Source organism: Klebsiella sp. HMSC16C06, from assembly GCF_001808325.1.
Taxonomy (GTDB): domain Bacteria; phylum Pseudomonadota; class Gammaproteobacteria; order Enterobacterales; family Enterobacteriaceae; genus Klebsiella; species Klebsiella variicola.
Map to the genome: position 1 here is coordinate 30,448 of NZ_KV793021.1, position 17,586 is coordinate 48,033.

17 protein-coding genes are annotated in these 17,586 nt (G+C 60.2%); 9 read left to right on the plus strand and 8 right to left on the minus strand.

Translation table 11 applies throughout. The annotated features are described in order from the left end of the window. Window positions 1-33 precede the first annotated feature (33 nt). Complete coding sequence (gene ssuD / locus HMPREF3142_RS22840; RefSeq protein WP_008806267.1) at window positions 34-1,206, minus strand: FMNH2-dependent alkanesulfonate monooxygenase; 1,173 nt, start codon at window positions 1,204-1,206, stop codon at window positions 34-36. Between the two features lie 77 nt (window positions 1,207-1,283). Then, window positions 1,284-1,400 carry a hypothetical protein gene (locus HMPREF3142_RS29595; RefSeq protein ID WP_040153195.1) on the minus strand — a complete coding sequence of 39 codons (117 nt, stop codon included), beginning with the start codon at window positions 1,398-1,400 and terminating at the stop codon, window positions 1,284-1,286. Window positions 1,401-1,477: 77 nt separating this feature from the next. On the opposite strand from HMPREF3142_RS29595, the gene HMPREF3142_RS22845 reads away from it, so the two are divergent. Both HMPREF3142_RS22845 and xni read left to right on the plus strand, forming a co-directional pair. Next, the gene (locus HMPREF3142_RS22845) at window positions 1,478-3,421 is read left to right on the plus strand and encodes a sigma-54-dependent Fis family transcriptional regulator (RefSeq protein WP_008806268.1); all 1,944 of its coding nucleotides are present in this window, start codon (window positions 1,478-1,480) and stop codon (window positions 3,419-3,421) included. A 96-nt stretch (window positions 3,422-3,517) separates the two neighbouring features. Further along, window positions 3,518-4,273 (plus strand): flap endonuclease Xni, encoded by a 756-nt coding sequence (gene xni / locus HMPREF3142_RS22850; protein WP_070612711.1) that lies wholly within the window; start codon window positions 3,518-3,520, stop codon window positions 4,271-4,273. A gap of 70 nt (window positions 4,274-4,343) precedes the next feature. On the opposite strand, the gene fucO is transcribed toward xni, so the two are convergent. Then, entirely contained in the window at window positions 4,344-5,492 is a 1,149-nt protein-coding gene (gene fucO, locus HMPREF3142_RS22855) for a lactaldehyde reductase (RefSeq protein WP_023298150.1), read from the minus strand. A 27-nt stretch (window positions 5,493-5,519) separates the two neighbouring features. Continuing rightward, on the minus strand, window positions 5,520-6,167 hold the full coding sequence (gene fucA, locus HMPREF3142_RS22860; protein ID WP_008806270.1) for an L-fuculose-phosphate aldolase: 648 nt from the start codon (window positions 6,165-6,167) through the stop codon (window positions 5,520-5,522). 566 nt (window positions 6,168-6,733) lie between these two features. On the opposite strand from fucA, the gene fucP reads away from it, so the two are divergent. The 5 genes from fucP to fucR all read left to right on the plus strand — a co-directional run bounded on the left by fucP (window position 6,734) and on the right by fucR (window position 12,571). Continuing rightward, window positions 6,734-8,044 carry an L-fucose:H+ symporter permease gene (fucP, locus tag HMPREF3142_RS22865; protein WP_008806271.1) on the plus strand — a complete coding sequence of 437 codons (1,311 nt, stop codon included), beginning with the start codon at window positions 6,734-6,736 and terminating at the stop codon, window positions 8,042-8,044. Between the two features lie 32 nt (window positions 8,045-8,076). Continuing rightward, a complete protein-coding gene (gene fucI / locus HMPREF3142_RS22870; protein ID WP_012540713.1) occupies window positions 8,077-9,852 on the plus strand; it encodes an L-fucose isomerase in 1,776 nt (591 codons plus the stop codon). 107 nt (window positions 9,853-9,959) lie between these two features. Then, window positions 9,960-11,378 carry an L-fuculokinase gene (gene fucK, locus HMPREF3142_RS22875; protein ID WP_016161733.1) on the plus strand — a complete coding sequence of 473 codons (1,419 nt, stop codon included), beginning with the start codon at window positions 9,960-9,962 and terminating at the stop codon, window positions 11,376-11,378. Window position 11,379: 1 nt separating this feature from the next. Continuing rightward, window positions 11,380-11,802 (plus strand): L-fucose mutarotase, encoded by a 423-nt coding sequence (fucU, locus tag HMPREF3142_RS22880; protein WP_070612713.1) that lies wholly within the window; start codon window positions 11,380-11,382, stop codon window positions 11,800-11,802. A gap of 58 nt (window positions 11,803-11,860) precedes the next feature. Then, window positions 11,861-12,571, plus strand: a complete 711-nt coding sequence (gene fucR / locus HMPREF3142_RS22885) for an L-fucose operon activator (protein ID WP_070612715.1) — start codon at window positions 11,861-11,863, stop codon at window positions 12,569-12,571. Between the two features lie 48 nt (window positions 12,572-12,619). On the opposite strand, the gene rlmM is transcribed toward fucR, so the two are convergent. The 4 genes from rlmM to HMPREF3142_RS22905 form a co-directional block, all read right to left on the minus strand. Next, window positions 12,620-13,720 carry a 23S rRNA (cytidine(2498)-2'-O)-methyltransferase RlmM gene (gene rlmM / locus HMPREF3142_RS22890; protein ID WP_008806275.1) on the minus strand — a complete coding sequence of 367 codons (1,101 nt, stop codon included), beginning with the start codon at window positions 13,718-13,720 and terminating at the stop codon, window positions 12,620-12,622. After that, window positions 13,713-14,108: a DUF423 domain-containing protein gene (locus tag HMPREF3142_RS22895; RefSeq protein WP_002915543.1), complete on the minus strand. Its 396-nt coding sequence runs from the start codon at window positions 14,106-14,108 to the stop codon at window positions 13,713-13,715. The genes rlmM and HMPREF3142_RS22895 overlap by 8 nt, the downstream gene beginning before the upstream one ends. A gap of 19 nt (window positions 14,109-14,127) precedes the next feature. Next, window positions 14,128-15,045 (minus strand): glycine cleavage system transcriptional regulator GcvA, encoded by a 918-nt coding sequence (gene gcvA, locus HMPREF3142_RS22900; protein WP_002915545.1) that lies wholly within the window; start codon window positions 15,043-15,045, stop codon window positions 14,128-14,130. Window positions 15,046-15,396: 351 nt separating this feature from the next. Next, window positions 15,397-15,621, minus strand: a complete 225-nt coding sequence (locus tag HMPREF3142_RS22905; protein ID WP_002915549.1) for a YgdI/YgdR family lipoprotein — start codon at window positions 15,619-15,621, stop codon at window positions 15,397-15,399. A 197-nt stretch (window positions 15,622-15,818) separates the two neighbouring features. Between HMPREF3142_RS22905 and csdA the strand changes: the two genes are divergently transcribed. Both csdA and csdE read left to right on the plus strand, forming a co-directional pair. Then, window positions 15,819-17,024: a cysteine desulfurase CsdA gene (gene csdA / locus HMPREF3142_RS22910; RefSeq protein WP_008806276.1), complete on the plus strand. Its 1,206-nt coding sequence runs from the start codon at window positions 15,819-15,821 to the stop codon at window positions 17,022-17,024. After that, complete coding sequence (gene csdE, locus HMPREF3142_RS22915; RefSeq protein WP_012967316.1) at window positions 17,024-17,461, plus strand: cysteine desulfurase sulfur acceptor subunit CsdE; 438 nt, start codon at window positions 17,024-17,026, stop codon at window positions 17,459-17,461. The genes csdA and csdE overlap by 1 nt, the downstream gene beginning before the upstream one ends. The last annotated feature ends 125 nt before the right edge of the window (window positions 17,462-17,586 follow it).

Here is a 17,586-nt window from a genome sequence, read left to right on the forward strand (position 1 = left end):
CGGTATGCTGTCTCATGGTCGCGCTCCGGGCCATCAGCTGGCGCTAACCTGGCGCACCGGGCGCTTATCGCCGCCGATGGTTTCGCCAAACGGACCGGTGTTCACGCTGCGCGCCTTCGACGAGGCCGCGTTTTCCAGCGGCAACAGAGGCATCACCAGCTCAGCAAAGCGGTGCGCTTCTTCCAGATGTGGGTAGCCGGAGAAGATAAAGTTGCTGATGCCGAGCGCCTGATATTCGCGGATGCGTTCCGCTACCTGCTGCGGATTACCTACCAGCGCGGTACCCGCGCCGCCGCGCACCAGTCCGACGCCGGCCCACAGATTGGGCGCAATGCGCAGATTATCGCGCGACCCCTGATGCAGGGCGCTCATCCGCGCCTGGCCGGCCGAGTCCATGCGGGCGAAGATCTTTTGCGCCTGGGCAATGGTATCGTCGTCAAGATGGGCGATCAGCCGGTCGGCGGCGGCCCATGCCTCTTCTTCCGTTTCGCGCACAATCACATGCAGACGAATGCCGTACTGCAGGGTGCGTCCGCGGGCCGCGGCGCGCTCGCGCACCACCGCCAGCTTCTCCGCCACCAGTTCCGGGGGTTCGCCCCAGGTCAGATAGCTGTCGATCTGCTCGGCCGCCACATCAATGGCCGCCTCAGAAGAGCCGCCGAAATAGAGCGGCGGGCCATTCTCCTGTACCGGCGGGAACAGCACTTCAGCACCTTCCACATGAATATGCTCACCGTGATAGTCCACTTTTTCCCCGCGCAGCAGGCGGGTGTAAACATCGAGAAATTCGCGGGTCACCTGATAGCGCTCGCTGTGGCTGAGGAAGATACCGTCGCCTTTGTTTTCCACCGGGTCGCCGCCGGTAACGACGTTGATCAGCAGCCGACCTTCCGATAAACGGTCGAGGGTGGCCGCCATCCGCGCCGCCAGGGTTGGCGGCTGCAGGCCCGGCCTGACCGCCACCAGATAGCGCAGACGGCGGGTCAACGGCGCCAGCGCCGAGGCCACCAGCCACGAATCTTCACAGCTTTTACCGGTGGGGATCAGCACGCCGTAGTAGCCCAGACTGTCGGCCGCCAACGCCACCTGCTGCAGATAAGGTAAATCGACCGGGCGTCCACCCTCGGTGGTACCCAGATAACGGCCATCGCCATGGGTAGGTAAGAACCAGAAGACATTGATCTTGTCGGGAGCTTGCTGCGTCATTATCTATTTCCTATATAACCATATCCGATATTTATCGAAGAGATGTTTTAATTTGGTTATATGGGTGTTAGCGATAATCATGCCAATGGTGAATAAAAAATTAATCTTTTAAAATCAAGGCACTGAAAACAGCTTCGCCGCGCCGCGCTGTTGCAAATCGCGCAGCCGCCGCGCATCCGCTGGCGCATTTGCAACAGCCGCGGGCCTTCCCCCTCTGGTTTCTGCGGCCGCCGCAGGATAAGTTCAGAGCGTCAACGATCGGAGGCCCGCTATGCTGAACCCAGAATCCCCTTCCACCGCTCCCGCGCTGATCGACCCGGCGTCGAAGGCCTTCCAGAGCCTGCTGGACAAGCTCGCGCCAACGGAGGCGACCGTGCTGATCGTGGGCGAAACCGGCACCGGCAAGGAGGTGGTGGCCCGCTATCTCCATCATCACAGCGCCCGTCGCCAGCAGCCGTTTCTGGCCGTTAACTGCGGCGCGCTGACCGAGAGCCTCGCCGAAGCCGAACTGTTCGGCCATGAGAAAGGCGCCTTCACCGGCGCGCAGCAGGGACAGCCCGGCTGGTTTGAAGCCGCGGAAGGGGGGACGCTGCTGCTGGACGAGATCGGCGAATTAAGCCTGCCGCTGCAGGTCAAGCTGCTGCGAGTGCTACAGGAGCGTGAAATTACCCGCGTCGGCTCACGCAAAGCGATTAAAGTGAATGTCCGGGTGATTGCCGCCACCCACGTCGACCTGGCCCAGGCGATCCGCGAGCGCCGCTTTCGCGAGGATCTCTACTATCGACTGAATATCGCGGTGGTGCCGCTGCCGCCGCTGCGCCAGCGTCGGCAGGATATCCCGCTGCTGGCGCACCACTTTTTATCACTCTATGCCCGGCGCCTAGGGCGGCCAACCCTGCGTCTGGCGCCGGAATCACTGGCCCGGCTGATGGACTATTCGTGGCCGGGCAATATTCGCGAGCTGGAAAACACCCTGCACAACGCGGTGCTCCTCAGTAAAGAAGAGGAGATCAGTCCTGCCCAGCTGCGCCTGGCAACGCTCAACGACGCCCCGGCGCCGGCGAGCGATCATGAACTGGACGACTTTATTCGCCACCAGCTGGCGCTTCCCGGCGAGCCGCTGTGGCAGCGAGTCACCAGCGCCCTGATTCGCCACGCCATGGCGCATTGCGACGATAACCAGAGCCAGGCGGCCGCGCTGTTGGGGATCAGCCGGCATACCTTGCGCACCCAGCTCGCTAACCTCGGGCTGATCAAAAGCCGCCGCCGCCCGCCTGCGCCGCCGCGGGCATTCGCCAACGCAGCCGGGGCCGATCGCGAACTGCGCATTGGCTACCAGCGCTTCGGCAGCCTCGGGATCCTGAAAGCCCGCCAGAGTCTGGAAACCGCCTTCGCCAGCCTCGGCGTCAACGTGCTGTGGAGTGAGTTTCCTGCCGGACCGCAGCTCCTCCACGCCCTCGCCTGCAACGAGATCGACTTCGGCACCACCGGGGAAGCGCCGCCGGTGTTTGCCCAGGCCAGCAATAGCGAACTGATGTACGTCGCATGGGAGCCGCCGGCACCGCGCAGCGTGGCGATGGTCGTCCCGCAGGAGAGCGACATTCGCCAGCTCAGCGATCTGCGCGGTAAACGCATCGCCCTCAATAAAGGGTCGAATGTCCACTGGCTGCTGCTGCAGATCCTCGAAGACGCAGGGCTGGGGCTGAACGACGTGCGGGTGGTCTATACCCCGCCGAAATATCCGCTGACCGCCAGCGACTACCTGGCGGTTGACGCCTGGATGATGTGGGACCCGCTGCTCAGCGACGCCGAACACACCGGCGAGCTGCGGGTGGTCGCCAGCGGCGAAGGACGAGTCAACAACCATCAGTTTTATCTTTCGCGACGGGACTACCTCGCTCAGCATGGCGATATCATGCGCCGTCTGTTGACGGAGCTGACCCACACCGGGCAGTTTATCGACTCGCATCGTGGCGAAGCGGCCCGCTTACTCTCGGCAGAGCTGGGGATTGACGCCCGGTCGCTGAGCATGGCCCTCGCCCGCCGCAGCCATCGCCCGCGGCCGATGGATCTGTCGGTGATCCGCGCCCAGCAGACCATCGCCGATCGCTTTTACGCCCTCGGGCTTATCGCCAAACCGGTCCCGGTGCGCGAAGCGGTGTGGTACGGCGAACCCGCGCCGGGCGTCATCAGCCCGCTGATGGCGGTCAGTTAGCGAAATTTGCGCGTTATCTTCCTGATTGTTCAGGCGCAGATAGCCTCGATCTGATGGCGATGTTACCCTAAAGACGCTGAGAATAAGGGGGTATCTGTGGCTGTTCATCTGTTAATCGTCGACGCGTTAAATCTGATCCGCCGCATCCATGCGGTGCAGGGTTCGCCCTGCGTCGATACCTGCCTGCATGCGCTGGAGCAGCTGATCGTCCACAGTCAGCCCACCCACGCGGTGGCGGTGTTCGATGATGAGGATCGCGCCCACGGCTGGCGCCACCAGCGCCTGCCAGAGTACAAAGCCTGCCGCGCGCCGATGCCGGAGACGCTGGTGGCCGAGATGCCAGCGCTGCGGGCGGCCTTCGAACAGCGGGGGATCCGCTGCTGGGCCTCGCCGGGCAGCGAAGCGGACGACCTCGCCGCCACCCTGGCGGTAAAGGTGGCCCAGGCGGGCCATCAGGCCACCATTGTCTCCACCGACAAAGGCTACTGTCAGCTGCTGTCGCCCACCATCCGCATCCGCGACTACTTTCAGAAGCGCTGGCTGGATGCGCCCTTCATCGCCAGCGAGTTCGGCGTCACCCCGGAGCAGCTAGCGGATTACTGGGGGCTGGCGGGGATCAGCAGCTCGAAGGTGCCGGGCGTGGCGGGCATTGGACCCAAAAGCGCCGCCCAGCTGTTGAACGAGTTTCAGGACCTGGAGGGGCTGTACGCCCGTCTGGCCGAGGTCCCGGAGAAGTGGCGCAAAAAACTGGCCGCGCATCAGGAGATGGCCTTCACCTGCCGGGAAGTGGCCCGCCTGCAGACCGACCTCCAGCTGGATGGCAATCTGCAGCAGCTGCGGCTGACGCGCTAACCATCCTTAAGAGGTGCGCCGGTGCAGGGTAACTGCCTCCGGCACTGCCTGCTTTACCCGGGCCAGGCAATCACCAGGCCGCCTGATATAACCCGACGATATCGGCCAGGCTCGCCTCACGCGGGTTACCGCCGGTACACACATCCTCCAGCGCCGCCTGCGCCAGCGCCGGAATATCCTCTTTCCTGACGCCCACCTCGCGCAGATGGCCGGGAATACCGACATCGCGGTTTAGCTGGCAGACCGCCTCCACTGCCGCCTGGCGCGCGGCAGTCAGGCTTAACGCTTCCACCCTGACGCCCATCGCCCGGGCGATATCGCGATATTTTTCCCCCGTCGCCTCAGCATTAAAGCGCATCACGTGCGGCAAAAGAATGGCATTCGCCACGCCGTGGGGCGTGTTGTAAAAAGCGCCGAGCGGATGCGCCATGCCGTGCACCAGCCCGAGTCCGACGTTGGAAAATCCCATCCCCGCGACGTACTGGCCCAGCGCCATGGCTTCGCCCGCGCCGGCATCCCCGGCAACAGAGCCGCGCAGCGCCCCGGCAATGATCTCGATAGCCTTGAGGTGCAGCGCATCAGTCAAAGCCCAGGCGCCGCGAGTGAGATACCCTTCGATAGCGTGCGTCAGGGCGTCCACGCCGGTGGCCGCCTTCAGCGCCGGCGGCATGGCGTCCATCATATCGGCATCGATAAAGGCCACCTGCGGGATATCATGCGGATCGACGCAGACGAACTTGCGCCGCTGTTCTTCATCGGTGATGACATAGTTAATCGTCACCTCCGCCGCGGTACCCGCGGTGGTCGGCACCGCGAAGATCGGCACGCTGGGCTGACGGGTGGGCGAGAGCCCCTCAAGGCTACGGACATCGGCGAATTCCGGGTTACGCTGAATAATACCGATCGCCTTACAGGTATCCTGCGGCGAACCGCCGCCGATGGCGATCAGGTAATCCGCCCCGCTGCGCTGAAAGGCCTGCAGCCCCTGCTGGACCACGGCAATGGTCGGGTTAGGGATCACGTCGCTGAACATATCCCATGCCAGCCCGGCGGCATCCAGTTTATCAGTGACTTTCGCCGCCACGCCGCACCGGGCGAGGGTGCTGTCGGTGACGATCAATGCTTTGCGATAGCCGCGCCGCGCCACTTCATCGGTTAATGCGTTTATCGCCCCCCGGCCAAACCACGCCGTTTCGTTGAGGATCATTCGGTTTGCCATCGCGTCTCTCCTGTTAGCGTTGCGGCATCACTCTTCAATACGTAATCCGTAGGTTTTGAACTTCTCCAGCACGATGGCGATCGCCTCGTCATCCAGCACCGGTACCGGGTCGATAATCGCCAGCGTGCTGAGATAGAGCTGGGCCAGGACTTCCACTTCATGCGCCAGCCAGAGCGCTTTCTCCAGGCTGGCCTCGCAGGCGATCAGGCCATGATGCTGCAGCAGCGTGGCTTTGCGGTGCTTCAGCGCTACCGCGACATGCTCAGACAGCTCGCGGGTGCCGAAGGTGGCATAGGGCGCGCAGGGGATCGAATTCCCGCCGGCCGCGGCGATCATATAGTGGATGGCCGGGATGGGCCGGTTGAGGATCGACACCGCCGTACAATGGACAGCGTGATTGTGGACCACCGCCTGGGCATCGGGCCGCGTCTGGTAGGCCGCCTGATGAAAACGCCATTCGCTGGAGGGCAGTTTTCCCTGCTCATGCTGGCCATCGGCATCAATAAAGACGATCTTGTCTTCCGTCAGCTTTTCATACGGGATACCGGTGGGGGTGATCAGCATTCCTCCCTGATAGCGCACGCTGACATTGCCGGCGGTCCCCTGATTTAACCCCAGGCGGGTCATTTCCAGGCAGGTATCGATAATCTGCCGGGCCAGTCTGTTTCTTTCCATTGCGTTCCTCTTTTGGTGACTCATCATCCGTCAACGGCAGGGCAACAGAAATATCGTCGGCTACCGTGGGATAAGGTGAATAATGGTCTTCATCATCAACCTGAATAATCGAAGGGGAATTTTCATGACTATATTTTGTGAGCCGCGTCAATTATTCCAGCATAAATAAAGGAATTATGCCGGTTAAGAGAGTGTTTAAAATGCCCGTTCTTAATAATATTTCATCAAGCGGGCATTTTATTTCTTTGTAACATTTGCCCGTTTTCCACGATATACATTCATTCGGTCATTAGCGTTGTGGTTTTGTGAATTTATTTTCTCAAACGGTCAGCGTTTTTGAAAAATTAAAGTGACAATTATCACATAAAATGGCCCGCAGATCGTTAAGTGTGACCATCATCATATTAACAGGCGGTTTTTATTTGAAAATGAAGTCATGAGTTCCGCCGTGACTTTCATTTCACTCACCGGCGCGTCACCTGAGCTCACTTAATTTTGCGGTCTGCTGCAGCACCAGACTGCGCCATGAATGCTGTTGTAAATGCTTCTGAACTGATGAGGACGCTATGGGAAACACAACGATACCAACGCAAAGTTACCGCGCCATGGAGAGCGGGCAGAGTAAGAGCTACATTATTCCTTTTGCTCTGCTGTGCTCCCTCTTTTTTCTGTGGGCGGTGGCTAATAATCTGAATGATATTTTATTACCGCAATTTCAACAGGCCTTTACCCTGACTAATTTCCAGGCCGGATTAATTCAGTCAGCCTTTTACTTTGGCTATTTTATTATTCCCATCCCCGCCGGGATGCTGATGAAAAAATTCAGCTATAAAGCAGGTATTCTTACGGGTCTGTTTTTATATGCCTGCGGCGCCGCGCTGTTCTGGCCTGCCGCCGAAGTGATGAACTACACTTTATTCCTGATTGGATTATTTATTATCGCCGCCGGGCTTGGCTGCCTGGAAACGGCGGCCAACCCGTTTGTGACCGTTCTCGGTCCGGAAAGCGGCGGTCACTTCCGCCTTAATCTGGCCCAGACCTTTAACTCATTTGGCGCCATTATTGCCGTGGTATTTGGCCAGAGTCTTATTTTGTCTAACGTCCCGCATCAGCCGCAGGATGTGCTGGATAAAATGACGCCAGAACAGCTCAGCGCCTGGAAGCACAGCCTGGTCCTGTCGGTACAAACCCCCTATATGATTATCGTGGCCATCGTCCTGCTGGTTGCCCTGCTGATCGTCTGTACCCGCTTCCCCTCCCTGCAGAGCGATGACCACAGCGACAGCGCGCAGAGCACCTTCCTCGCCTCGCTGACGCGCCTGATGCGCATCCGTCACTGGCGCTGGGCGGTGCTGGCCCAGTTCTGCTACGTCGGCGCGCAAACCGCCTGCTGGAGCTACCTGATTCGCTACGCTATCGAAGAGATCCCGGGCATGACGGCCGGTTTCGCCGCCAACTACCTGACCGCCACCATGGTCTGCTTCTTTATTGGCCGTTTCACCGGCACCTGGCTTATCCGCCGCTTTGCGCCGCATAACGTGCTCGCTATCTATGCGTTTATCGCCATGCTGCTCTGTTTGCTCTCCGCCTTCAGCGGCGGCCACGTCGGTCTGCTGGCCCTGACCCTGTGCAGCGCCTTTATGTCCATTCAGTACCCGACCATCTTCTCGCTGGGGATTAAGCATCTGGGCCAGGACACCAAATATGGCTCGTCCTTTATCGTCATGACCATTATCGGCGGCGGGATCGTCACCCCGGTGATGGGCTTTGTCAGCGACGCCGCCGGCAATATCCCGACCGCCGAACTGGTCCCGGCGCTGTGCTTCGCCATCATCTTTATTTTTGCCCGTTTCCGTTCACAAGCGGCGACGAACTAAACCTTTTATCCGCATAACCTGAGGGATCTGTAATGAAAAAAATCAGCTTACCGAAGATCGGTATCCGCCCGGTAATCGATGGTCGTCGCATGGGGGTCCGCGAGTCGCTGGAAGCGCAAACCATGAACATGGCGAAAGCCACCGCCGCGCTTATCAGCGAGAAACTGCGCCACGCCTGCGGCGCCCGGGTGGAGTGCGTGATTGCCGATACCTGCATCGCCGGCATGGCCGAGTCGGCCGCCTGTGAAGAGAAATTCAGCAGCCAGAACGTCGGCGTCACCATCACCGTCACCCCCTGCTGGTGCTACGGCAGCGAAACCATCGACATGGATCCGCTGCGCCCGAAGGCCATCTGGGGCTTTAACGGCACCGAACGTCCGGGGGCGGTCTATCTGGCCGCCGCGCTGGCGGCCCATAGCCAGAAAGGGATCCCGGCGTTCTCCATCTACGGACATGACGTGCAGGATGCCGATGACACCTCGATCCCGGCGGACGTCGAAGAAAAGCTGTTGCGCTTCGCGCGCGCCGGCCTGGCCGTCGCCAGTATGAAAGGGAAAAGCTATCTGTCGCTGGGCGGCGTCTCAATGGGCATCGCCGGCTCCATCGTCGACCACAATTTCTTTGAATCCTGGCTCGGCATGAAGGTCCAGGCTGTCGACATGACGGAGCTGCGCCGGCGAATCGATCAGAAAATCTATGATGAAACCGAGCTGGAGATGGCGCTGGCGTGGGCGGATAAACACTTCCGCTACGGCGAAGATCAGAACGCTGAGCAGTATAAGCGCAATGAAACACAGAGCCGCGCGGTGCTGAAAGAGAGCCTGCTGATGGCGATGTGCATCCGCGACATGATGCAGGGCAACCCGAAACTGGCGGAAAAAGGGCTGGTGGAGGAGTCGCTGGGCTACAACGCCATCGCCGCCGGTTTCCAGGGTCAGCGCCACTGGACTGATCAATACCCCAATGGCGATACCGCTGAAGCGCTGCTCAACAGCTCTTTTGACTGGAACGGGGTGCGCGAGCCATTTGTCGTCGCTACCGAAAACGACAGCCTCAACGGCGTGGCCATGCTGATGGGTCATCAGCTCACCGGCACCGCCCAGGTGTTTGCCGACGTGCGCACCTACTGGTCGCCGGACGCCGTTGAGCGGGTCACCGGGCAGCCGCTCACCGGCCGGGCGGAGCACGGCATCATTCACCTGATTAACTCCGGCTCTGCGGCGCTGGACGGCTCCTGCCAGCAGCGCGACGCGCAGGGCAACCCGACGATGAAACCTCACTGGGAGATTGAGCAGAACGAGGCGGATGCCTGCCTCGCGGCGACCGAATGGTGCCCGGCGATCCACGAATACTTCCGCGGCGGCGGCTTCTCTTCCCGCTTCCTGACCGAAGGCGGCGTACCGTTCACCATGACCCGGGTAAACATCATCAAAGGCCTGGGGCCGGTGCTGCAAATTGCCGAAGGCTGGAGCGTGGCGCTGCCCAAAGCGATGCACGACCAGCTCGACGCCCGTACCAACTCCACCTGGCCCACCACCTGGTTTGCCCCACGCCTGACCGGCAAGGGTCCGTTCAGCGATGTGTACTCGGTGATGGCTAACTGGGGCGCCAACCACGGCGTGCTGACCATCGGCCACGTTGGCGCGGATTTCATTACCCTCGCCGCCATGCTGCGCATTCCGGTCTGCATGCACAACGTGGAAGCGGCGAAAATCTACCGCCCCTCCGCCTGGGCTGCGCATGGCATGGATATCGAGGGCCAGGACTACCGCGCCTGCCAGAACTACGGGCCGCTGTATAAGCGTTAACAGGTTGGTTTCGCCCGGTGGCGCAGGCTTACCGGGCCTACAGATGCGCGCGGTCTGTAGGCCGGATAAGCGCCGCGCCATCCGGCGATGTTGTTTCGGGAGTCACTATGAAGCAAGACGTTATCCTGGTCCTCGACTGCGGCGCCACCAACGTGCGGGCGATGGCCGTTGACCGACAGGGAAACATTATCGCCCGCGCCGCAACGGCGAACGCCAGCGACATCGCGGCGGAGAACAGCGACTGGCACCAGTGGTCGCTGGAGGCCATTATGCAGCGCTTTGCCGACTGCTGTCGGCAGATCCATGACCAGCTGGCCTCCTGCACGGTGCGCGGCATCACCGTCACGACCTTTGGCGTCGATGGCGCGCTGGTGGATGAGCAGGGTGCCCTGCTGTATCCGATCATCAGCTGGAAATGCCCGCGCACCGCGGCGGTGATGGAGAATATCAGCCAGTATATGCCAGCACACCAGCTGCAGCAGATTGCCGGCGTCGGCGCGTTTGCGTTCAACACCCTGTATAAGCTGATCTGGCTGAAAGAGTGCCACCCGCAGCTGCTGGCGCAGGCCCATGCCTGGCTGTTTATTTCGTCGCTGATCAACCATCGGCTGACCGGGGAGTTCACCACCGACCTCACCATGGCGGGCACCAGCCAGATGCTCGATCTCCGGCAGCGCGATTTCAGCGCGCCAATCCTGCAGGCGACCGGCCTGCCGCGCCGCCTGTTCCCGCGGCTGGTTGAAGCAGGCCAGCCGATCGGCGCCCTGCTGCCGGAGGCCGCTGCGCTGCTGGGCCTTCCCGTCGGGATCCCGGTTATCTCGGCCGGGCATGACACCCAGTTCGCTCTGTTTGGCGCCGGCGCCGGGCAGGATGAGCCGGTGCTCTCCTCCGGGACCTGGGAGATCCTGATGGTGCGCAGCGCCCAGGTCGACACTTCGCTGCTCTGCGACTACAGCGGCTCCACCTGCGAGCTGGACAGCCAGCCGGGCCGCTATAACCCGGGAATGCAGTGGCTGGCCTCCGGCGTGCTCGAATGGGTGCGCAAGCTGTTGTGGAGCGCTGACACGCCGTGGCAGACGCTGATTGCCGAAGCGCAGGCGATCCCGCCCGGCGCCCAGGGCGTCAGGATGCAGTGCGACCTGCTCGCCAGCCAGCACGCCGGCTGGCAGGGCGTCACGCTCAACACCACCCGCGGCCATTTTTACCGCGCCGCGCTGGAGGGGTTAAGCGACCAGCTGGCGCAGCATCTGCAAACCCTGGAAAACATCGGCCGCTTCAGGGCGAAAGAGCTGCTGCTGGTGGGCGGCGGCAGCCGCAACGCGCTGTGGAACCAGATCAAGGCCGACCGGCTTGGAATACCGATCAAAGTTCTCGATGATGCCGAAACCACGGTGGCCGGCGCGGCGATGTTTGGCTGGTATGGCGTGGGCGAGTTCTCTTCGCCGGAACAGGCCAGAGCGCAGGTCGCGTACCGCTACCGCTATTTTTGGCCGCAAACTGAACCTGAATTAACAGAGGAAGCCTGAGATGCTCAAAACCATTTCCCCGCTGATATCGCCGGAGCTGCTGAAAGTGCTGGCCGAAATGGGCCATGGGGATGAAATCATTTTTTCCGATGCCCATTTCCCGGCGCACAGCATGGGGCCGCAGGTGATCCGCGCTGATGGCCTGCGGGTCAGCGATCTGCTGCAGGCGATTATCCCGCTGTTCGAGTTAGACAGCTACGCGCCGCCGCTGGTGATGATGGCCGCCGTCGAAGGCGATGCGCTGGACCCGACGGTGGAACAGCGCTATCGGCAGGCGCTCTCGGCGCAGGCCCCCTGCCCGGATATCGTGCGGATTGACCGCTTTGCCTTCTACGACCTGGCGCAAAAAGCCTTTGCGATCGTTATCACAGGAGAGCGAGCTAAGTACGGAAATATCCTTTTAAAAAAAGGAGTCACGCCGTAATCTCATGCCGGAGCGTCTGCCTGATGCAGACGCTCAATCAATGATGGGATGAGAATAAATGAAAGCAGCCCGCCAGCAGGCGATCGTCGATCTCCTGATCACCCACAGCAGCCTGACCACCGAAACCTTGTCAAAACAGCTCAACGTCAGCAGGGAAACCATTCGCCGCGATCTGAGCGAGCTGCAGGCGCAGGGCAAAGTGCTGCGCAACCACGGCCGGGCCAAAGTGATCCATCAGCGCAGCCAGGACAGCGGCGACCCTTTTCACATGCGGCTGAAAAGCCATTACGCGCATAAAGCCGATATCGCCCGCGAAGCGCTGGCCTGGATTGACGAAGGGATGGTGATCGCCCTCGATGCCAGCTCCACTTGCTGGTATCTCGCCCGCCAGCTGCCGGACCGCCCGCTGCAGGTCTTTACCAACAGCCAGCCCATCTGCCAGGAGCTGGCCAAACGCGACCAAATCACGCTCACCTGCTCCGGCGGCACTCTGCAGCGGAAATATGGCTGCTACGTGAACCCGGCGCTGATTTCCCAGCTGAAATCGCTGGAGATCGATCTGTTTATTTTTTCCTGCGAAGGCATCGACCCGCAGGGCGCGCTATGGGACTCCAATGCGTTCAATGCCGACTTTAAATCGATCCTGCTTAAGCGCGCGGCGCAGTCGCTACTGCTGATCGACAAAAGCAAGTTCAACCGCTCCGGCGAGGCGAGGATTGGTCATCTGGATGACGTGACGCATATTGTGTCGGATGCGCCGCAGCCTTAAGGGGAAGGCCGGAGGACGCGCACGCGTCTCCGGCCTGAGGGGGAAGGATTAACGCTCGTCGCGACGTCCGCCGACGGCGGCCCACAGGCGACGCACGTGAACGGTCACCTCTTCACGATCGTGATACAGCTGACGCGCCTGGATCTGGGCGTTGATGCCGTGCTCGTCCAGTTGGGCCTGAATATAGGCCAGATTCTGCGACACCTCTTCATAGCGCTTTTTCATCGGCAGCTTGAGGTTGAAGATGGTCTCCCGGCACCAGCCGTTGACCAGCCACTGCGCCATCAGCGCCGCCACCTTCGCCGGTTTCTCCACCATATCGCAGACCATCCACGAGATGTTGTTGCGGTTCGGACGATAGCGGAAGCCATCTTCGCGCAGCCAGGTCACCTGGCCGGTATCCATCAGGCTCTGGGCCATCGGGCCGTTATCGACCGAAGAGACCCACATGTTGCGCTTCACCAGCTGATAGGTCCAGCCGCCCGGGCAGGCGCCGAGATCGACGGCATACATGCCGTTCGCCAGGCGCTCGTCCCACTCGTCCGCCGGAATAAAGACGTGGAACGCCTCTTCCAGCTTGAGGGTGGAACGGCTCGGGGCATCGGACGGAAACTTCAGCCGCGGAATGCCCATATAGAACGGTGAGTTGTTGTTGCTGTACGAGTAGCCGGTATAGCAGCAGCCGGGGGCGATAAAGAACACATGCACCACCGGTCGCTTTGGCGTTTCATAGTTGGTCAGCACGCCCGCCTCGCGCAGCGCCGCGCGTAACGGCACCGTGAACTTGCGGCAGAACTTCATCAGCTCTTTGCTTTCGTTGGTATCCGCCACTTCCACACGCAGCTCGCCACCCTTCTCCACCACGCCCTGCAGCATGCCGACGATCGGAGTAATGCGATCCTCCGGCGGCAGGTCGCGCAGCAGTTCGCCGACCACGAACATCTGACGGGCGAAAATCAGCGAGCTGAACGGCAGATCGCGTACCAGCTTCTCACCGTCGTCTTGCTGATAACCTTCAAAAATCACATAACCAGAGTCTTCTTTGACCCGGGCAAAACCAAACACCTCAAGGCGGGCGGCCTTATCGGTAATTTCTGCTGCGCACTCTTTCTCAAACCCAGGGCGACAATAGAGGACAACCTTATTCATGAACAACGCCCTTACGTTTCAGACGAATTGCACCAATTAACATTAAAACCCAACCGGCGAGGAAGCTTACGCCGCCCACCGGGGTCACGAACGCCCACAGACGTAAATGAGACAGCGCCAGACAATAGAGGCTGCCGCTGAACAGCACGGTCCCTAACGCCAGAAACACGCTGCTCCAGTAGAACCAGATACTGATCCGACGCTGCATCGCCACCGCCAGACCAAAAATCGCCAGGGTATGGAAGGCCTGATACTCCAGGCCGGTATGGATCCAGGCCATCTCCGCCGCGCCGAGCGATTGACTTAATACATGCGCGCCAAAGGCACCCAGAGCCACAAAGATAAAGCCGCTAATCGCGGCGAATATCAGCATAAAACGGCTGGTCATGTTTTTACCCTACAAGTATTTATTGTTCATAACGAAAGCGGAATTTTTCTTGCTCACTTGCCGCTTTCGCCAGGATCCATTGCCGGAAAGCGGCTATTTTACCCAGTTCTGCCTGACTGTCATGGCAAACAAGGTAAAACGCATTCTTACTGACCAGAACATCATTAAACGGACACACCAGACGACCGGCTTCAATTTCGGACTGCGCCATCACGTTGTTGGCCAGCGCCACGCCCTGCCCGTGAATGGCCGCCTGCAGCACCATCGCGCTATGGCTGAAAATCGGCCCCTGTTGCACATTAATATGGCTTAGACCAAGCTGGCGGGTATAAGTTTGCCAGTCGCGGCGGGACGCATCGTGAAGCAGCGTATGTTGCGCCAGATCGGCAGGCGTTTTCAATGCTTTGTCGCCGGTGAGCAAGAGCGGGGAACAGACCGGCAGCAGATACTCGGCGTACAATTTTTCCACACGCAGGCCCGGCCAGTTGCCGCGGCCGTAAAAAATCGCCACATCGACATCGTCCGCCAGCTTATCCTCCTGGCGGTCTACCGCCTGGATCCTGACGTCGATTCCCGGATAAGCTGAGTTAAAGCTTGTCAGTCTCGGCACCAGCCACTGGATGGCAAAACTTGGCAATAAACTGACCGTTAATGCCCCTTTGGCGCTGCGCGCCTGCAGTTTACGCGTCGCTTCCGTCAGTTGCGAAAAAATCTCTTTAATATCCTGAAAATAGCTCTGCCCTTCTTCCGTTAACAGCAGCGAACGATTGCGCCGCCGGAACAGCTTAAGGCCCAGAAAATCCTCGAGAGACTTGATTTGATGGCTGACTGCGGCCTGCGTCACAAAAAGCTCATCGGCTGCCCGAGTGAAGCTGAGATGACGTGCGGCTGCATCAAAAACACGTAATGCATTCAGAGGTGGTAATCGCTTCGACATGGTTATTCTGGCTTAGATGTTAACTCAATTTAACAAATAGGAAACAATGATTAACCTATTAGTTTTTTTTATCTGAGCCATTATAAATTGTCCGTTGAGGTTCTACCAGCAAATACCTATAGTGGCGGCACTTCCTGAGCCGGAACGAGAAGCTTTTTTTGGAATGCGTGTTCCATCAAGCTTTTGGCTTACGGTTGTGATGTTGTGTTGTTGTGTTTGCAATTGGTCTGTCTTTGCAGACCCTGGTAGCAAAGCTACCCCTTTTCACTTCCTGTACATTTACCCTGTCTGTCCATAGTGATTTAATGTAGCACCGCAACGCGCGGTGCTTTTTTTTGCCTTTTTACTGCCTTACTCGTCCAGCTCACCCAGCTGTTTCACGTCAGAGCGATTGATCTGCTGTTTGTTGCCCCACGCGTCCTTATACGAGATCATGCCAGTATCATTATCGGTTTGCGGTTTCCCGTCGGTAACGATGGTTCGCCCATCATTGGTATGCATCACATAGTTAGAGGAACAGGCGCTCAGGCCTAAAGTCAGCATACAGGCAGAGATAATCGCAGCGGCCTTAGTCATTTTCATTTTTCTCTCCTTACGGCTATTTATACTATTCGTGACTCGTTAAGTAATAGGTTAAAACACAAACCCAACACTTTTCAGCATAACCCTCTTTGACCCACCTGAAGTCACATTCGGACAATTCCACAGGGCGCAGAGGCCTTGTCACGCCCGGCAAATTGCGCGACGATCGCGGGATTGATACGAGGAATTCCATGAACGCATTCAACCCGGCGCACTTTCGCGCGCAGTTTCCGGCTCTGGCCGATGCCGGCGTCTATCTCGACAGCGCGGCGACCGCGCTCAAACCGCAGGCGGTGATCGACGCCAGCGACCAGTTTTATCGCCTGAGCGCTGGCAACGTCCATCGCAGCCAGTTCGCCGCCGCCCAGCGGCTGACCGAGCGCTATGAGGCGGCCCGCGAACGCGTCGCGGCGTGGCTTAACGCCCCGTCCGGCAAAGATATCGTCTGGACGCGGGGAACCACCGAGGCCATCAATATGGTGGCGCAGAGCTACGTCCGGCCGCGACTGCAGCCTGGCGATGAAATTATCGTTAGCGAAGCCGAGCATCATGCCAACCTCGTGCCCTGGCTGATGGTAGCCGGGCAGACCGGCGCCAGAGTGGTCAAGCTGCCGCTTGGCGCCGACCGCCTGCCGGATATCGCCAGCCTCAGCGCGCTCATCACCCCGCGCAGCCGGGTGCTGGCCATCGGCCAGATGTCCAACGTCACCGGCGGCTGCCCGGACCTGGCGCAGGCTATCCGCCTTGCTCACGCCGCCGGGATGGTAGTGATGGTCGATGGCGCCCAGGGCGCGGTGCATTTCCCCGCTGACGTGCAGGCGCTGGATATCGATTTTTACGCCTTTTCCGGCCATAAGCTGTATGGCCCGACCGGGATCGGCGCCCTGTACGGCAAAAGCGAGCTGCTGGCGGCGATGTCGCCCTGGCTCGGCGGCGGGAAAATGATCGCCGAGGTCAGCTTTGACGGCTTTACGCCGCAGCCGGCCCCTTATGGTCTCGAGGCCGGCACGCCGAATGTCGCCGGGGTAATCGGCCTTAGCGCCGCCCTGGAGTGGCTGGCGCAGAGCGATATCGGCCAGGCGGAAAACTGGAGCCGCAGTCTGGCGAGTCTGGCGGAAGAGGCGCTGGCGAAACGGCCGGGCTTCCGCTCTTTCCGCTGCCAGCAGTCAAGCCTGCTGGCCTTTGAGTTCGACGGTGTTCATCACAGCGATCTGGTGACGCTGCTGGCGGAGTCCGGCATTGCTCTGCGCGCCGGGCAACACTGCGCCCAACCGCTGCTGGCGGCCTTAGGGGTCAGCGGCACGCTGCGGGCCTCTTTCGCCCCCTACAATACCCAAGACGATGTTGCGGCGCTGGTCCACGCGGTGGATCGCGCTCTGGAAATTCTGGTGGATTAATGACAACTCTGCACCCCTTCGGCACAACCATTACCGACGCCACGCTGCGCCAGACCTTCGCCCCGCTGAACCAGTGGGAGGATAAATATCGTCAGCTGATTTTATTGGGCAAAAAGCTGCCGACGCTGACCGATGAGCGCAAAGCGCAGGCCCGGGAGATTGCCGGGTGTGAAAACCGCGTCTGGCTGGGCTATGAGGAGGATGCCGAGGGCAGGCTGCACTTCTTTGGCGACAGCGAAGGCCGGATTGTGCGCGGTCTGCTGGCGGTGCTGTTGACCGCCGTGGAAGGAAAAACCCGCGCCGGGATCCTGGCGCAGGATCCGCTGGCGCTGTTCGACGAGTTGGGGCTACGCGGCCAGCTCAGCGCCTCGCGCAGCCAGGGCCTCAGTGCCCTGAGCGAGGCAGTGCTCGCCGCCGCCCGCGAGGTTGAGGTTTAAGCTCATCCCGGGGGCGGCGCTTGACGCGCCTTGCCCGGGCTACGGGCTCATGCAGTTTTGTCGCCCGGACAGGTGCGCAGCGCCGCCTCCGGGGAGTTGTCCTGTAGACCGGGTAAGGCGCCTGC

Coding starts and splice junctions, on each gene's coding strand:
- fucR (WP_070612715.1), top strand. CDS start 11,861: ATGAAAGCAGCCCGCCAGCAGGCGATCGTCGATCTCCTGATCACCCAC.
- fucP (WP_008806271.1), top strand. CDS start 6,734: ATGGGAAACACAACGATACCAACGCAAAGTTACCGCGCCATGGAGAGC.
- fucK (WP_016161733.1), top strand. CDS start 9,960: ATGAAGCAAGACGTTATCCTGGTCCTCGACTGCGGCGCCACCAACGTG.
- fucA (WP_008806270.1), bottom strand. CDS start 6,167: ATGGAAAGAAACAGACTGGCCCGGCAGATTATCGATACCTGCCTGGAA.
- HMPREF3142_RS22845 (WP_008806268.1), top strand. CDS start 1,478: ATGCTGAACCCAGAATCCCCTTCCACCGCTCCCGCGCTGATCGACCCG.
- HMPREF3142_RS22895 (WP_002915543.1), bottom strand. CDS start 14,108: ATGACCAGCCGTTTTATGCTGATATTCGCCGCGATTAGCGGCTTTATC.
- ssuD (WP_008806267.1), bottom strand. CDS start 1,206: ATGACGCAGCAAGCTCCCGACAAGATCAATGTCTTCTGGTTCTTACCT.
- rlmM (WP_008806275.1), bottom strand. CDS start 13,720: ATGAATAAGGTTGTCCTCTATTGTCGCCCTGGGTTTGAGAAAGAGTGC.
- csdE (WP_012967316.1), top strand. CDS start 17,024: ATGACAACTCTGCACCCCTTCGGCACAACCATTACCGACGCCACGCTG.
- fucO (WP_023298150.1), bottom strand. CDS start 5,492: ATGGCAAACCGAATGATCCTCAACGAAACGGCGTGGTTTGGCCGGGGG.
- fucI (WP_012540713.1), top strand. CDS start 8,077: ATGAAAAAAATCAGCTTACCGAAGATCGGTATCCGCCCGGTAATCGAT.
- gcvA (WP_002915545.1), bottom strand. CDS start 15,045: ATGTCGAAGCGATTACCACCTCTGAATGCATTACGTGTTTTTGATGCA.
- HMPREF3142_RS22905 (WP_002915549.1), bottom strand. CDS start 15,621: ATGACTAAGGCCGCTGCGATTATCTCTGCCTGTATGCTGACTTTAGGC.
- fucU (WP_070612713.1), top strand. CDS start 11,380: ATGCTCAAAACCATTTCCCCGCTGATATCGCCGGAGCTGCTGAAAGTG.
- csdA (WP_008806276.1), top strand. CDS start 15,819: ATGAACGCATTCAACCCGGCGCACTTTCGCGCGCAGTTTCCGGCTCTG.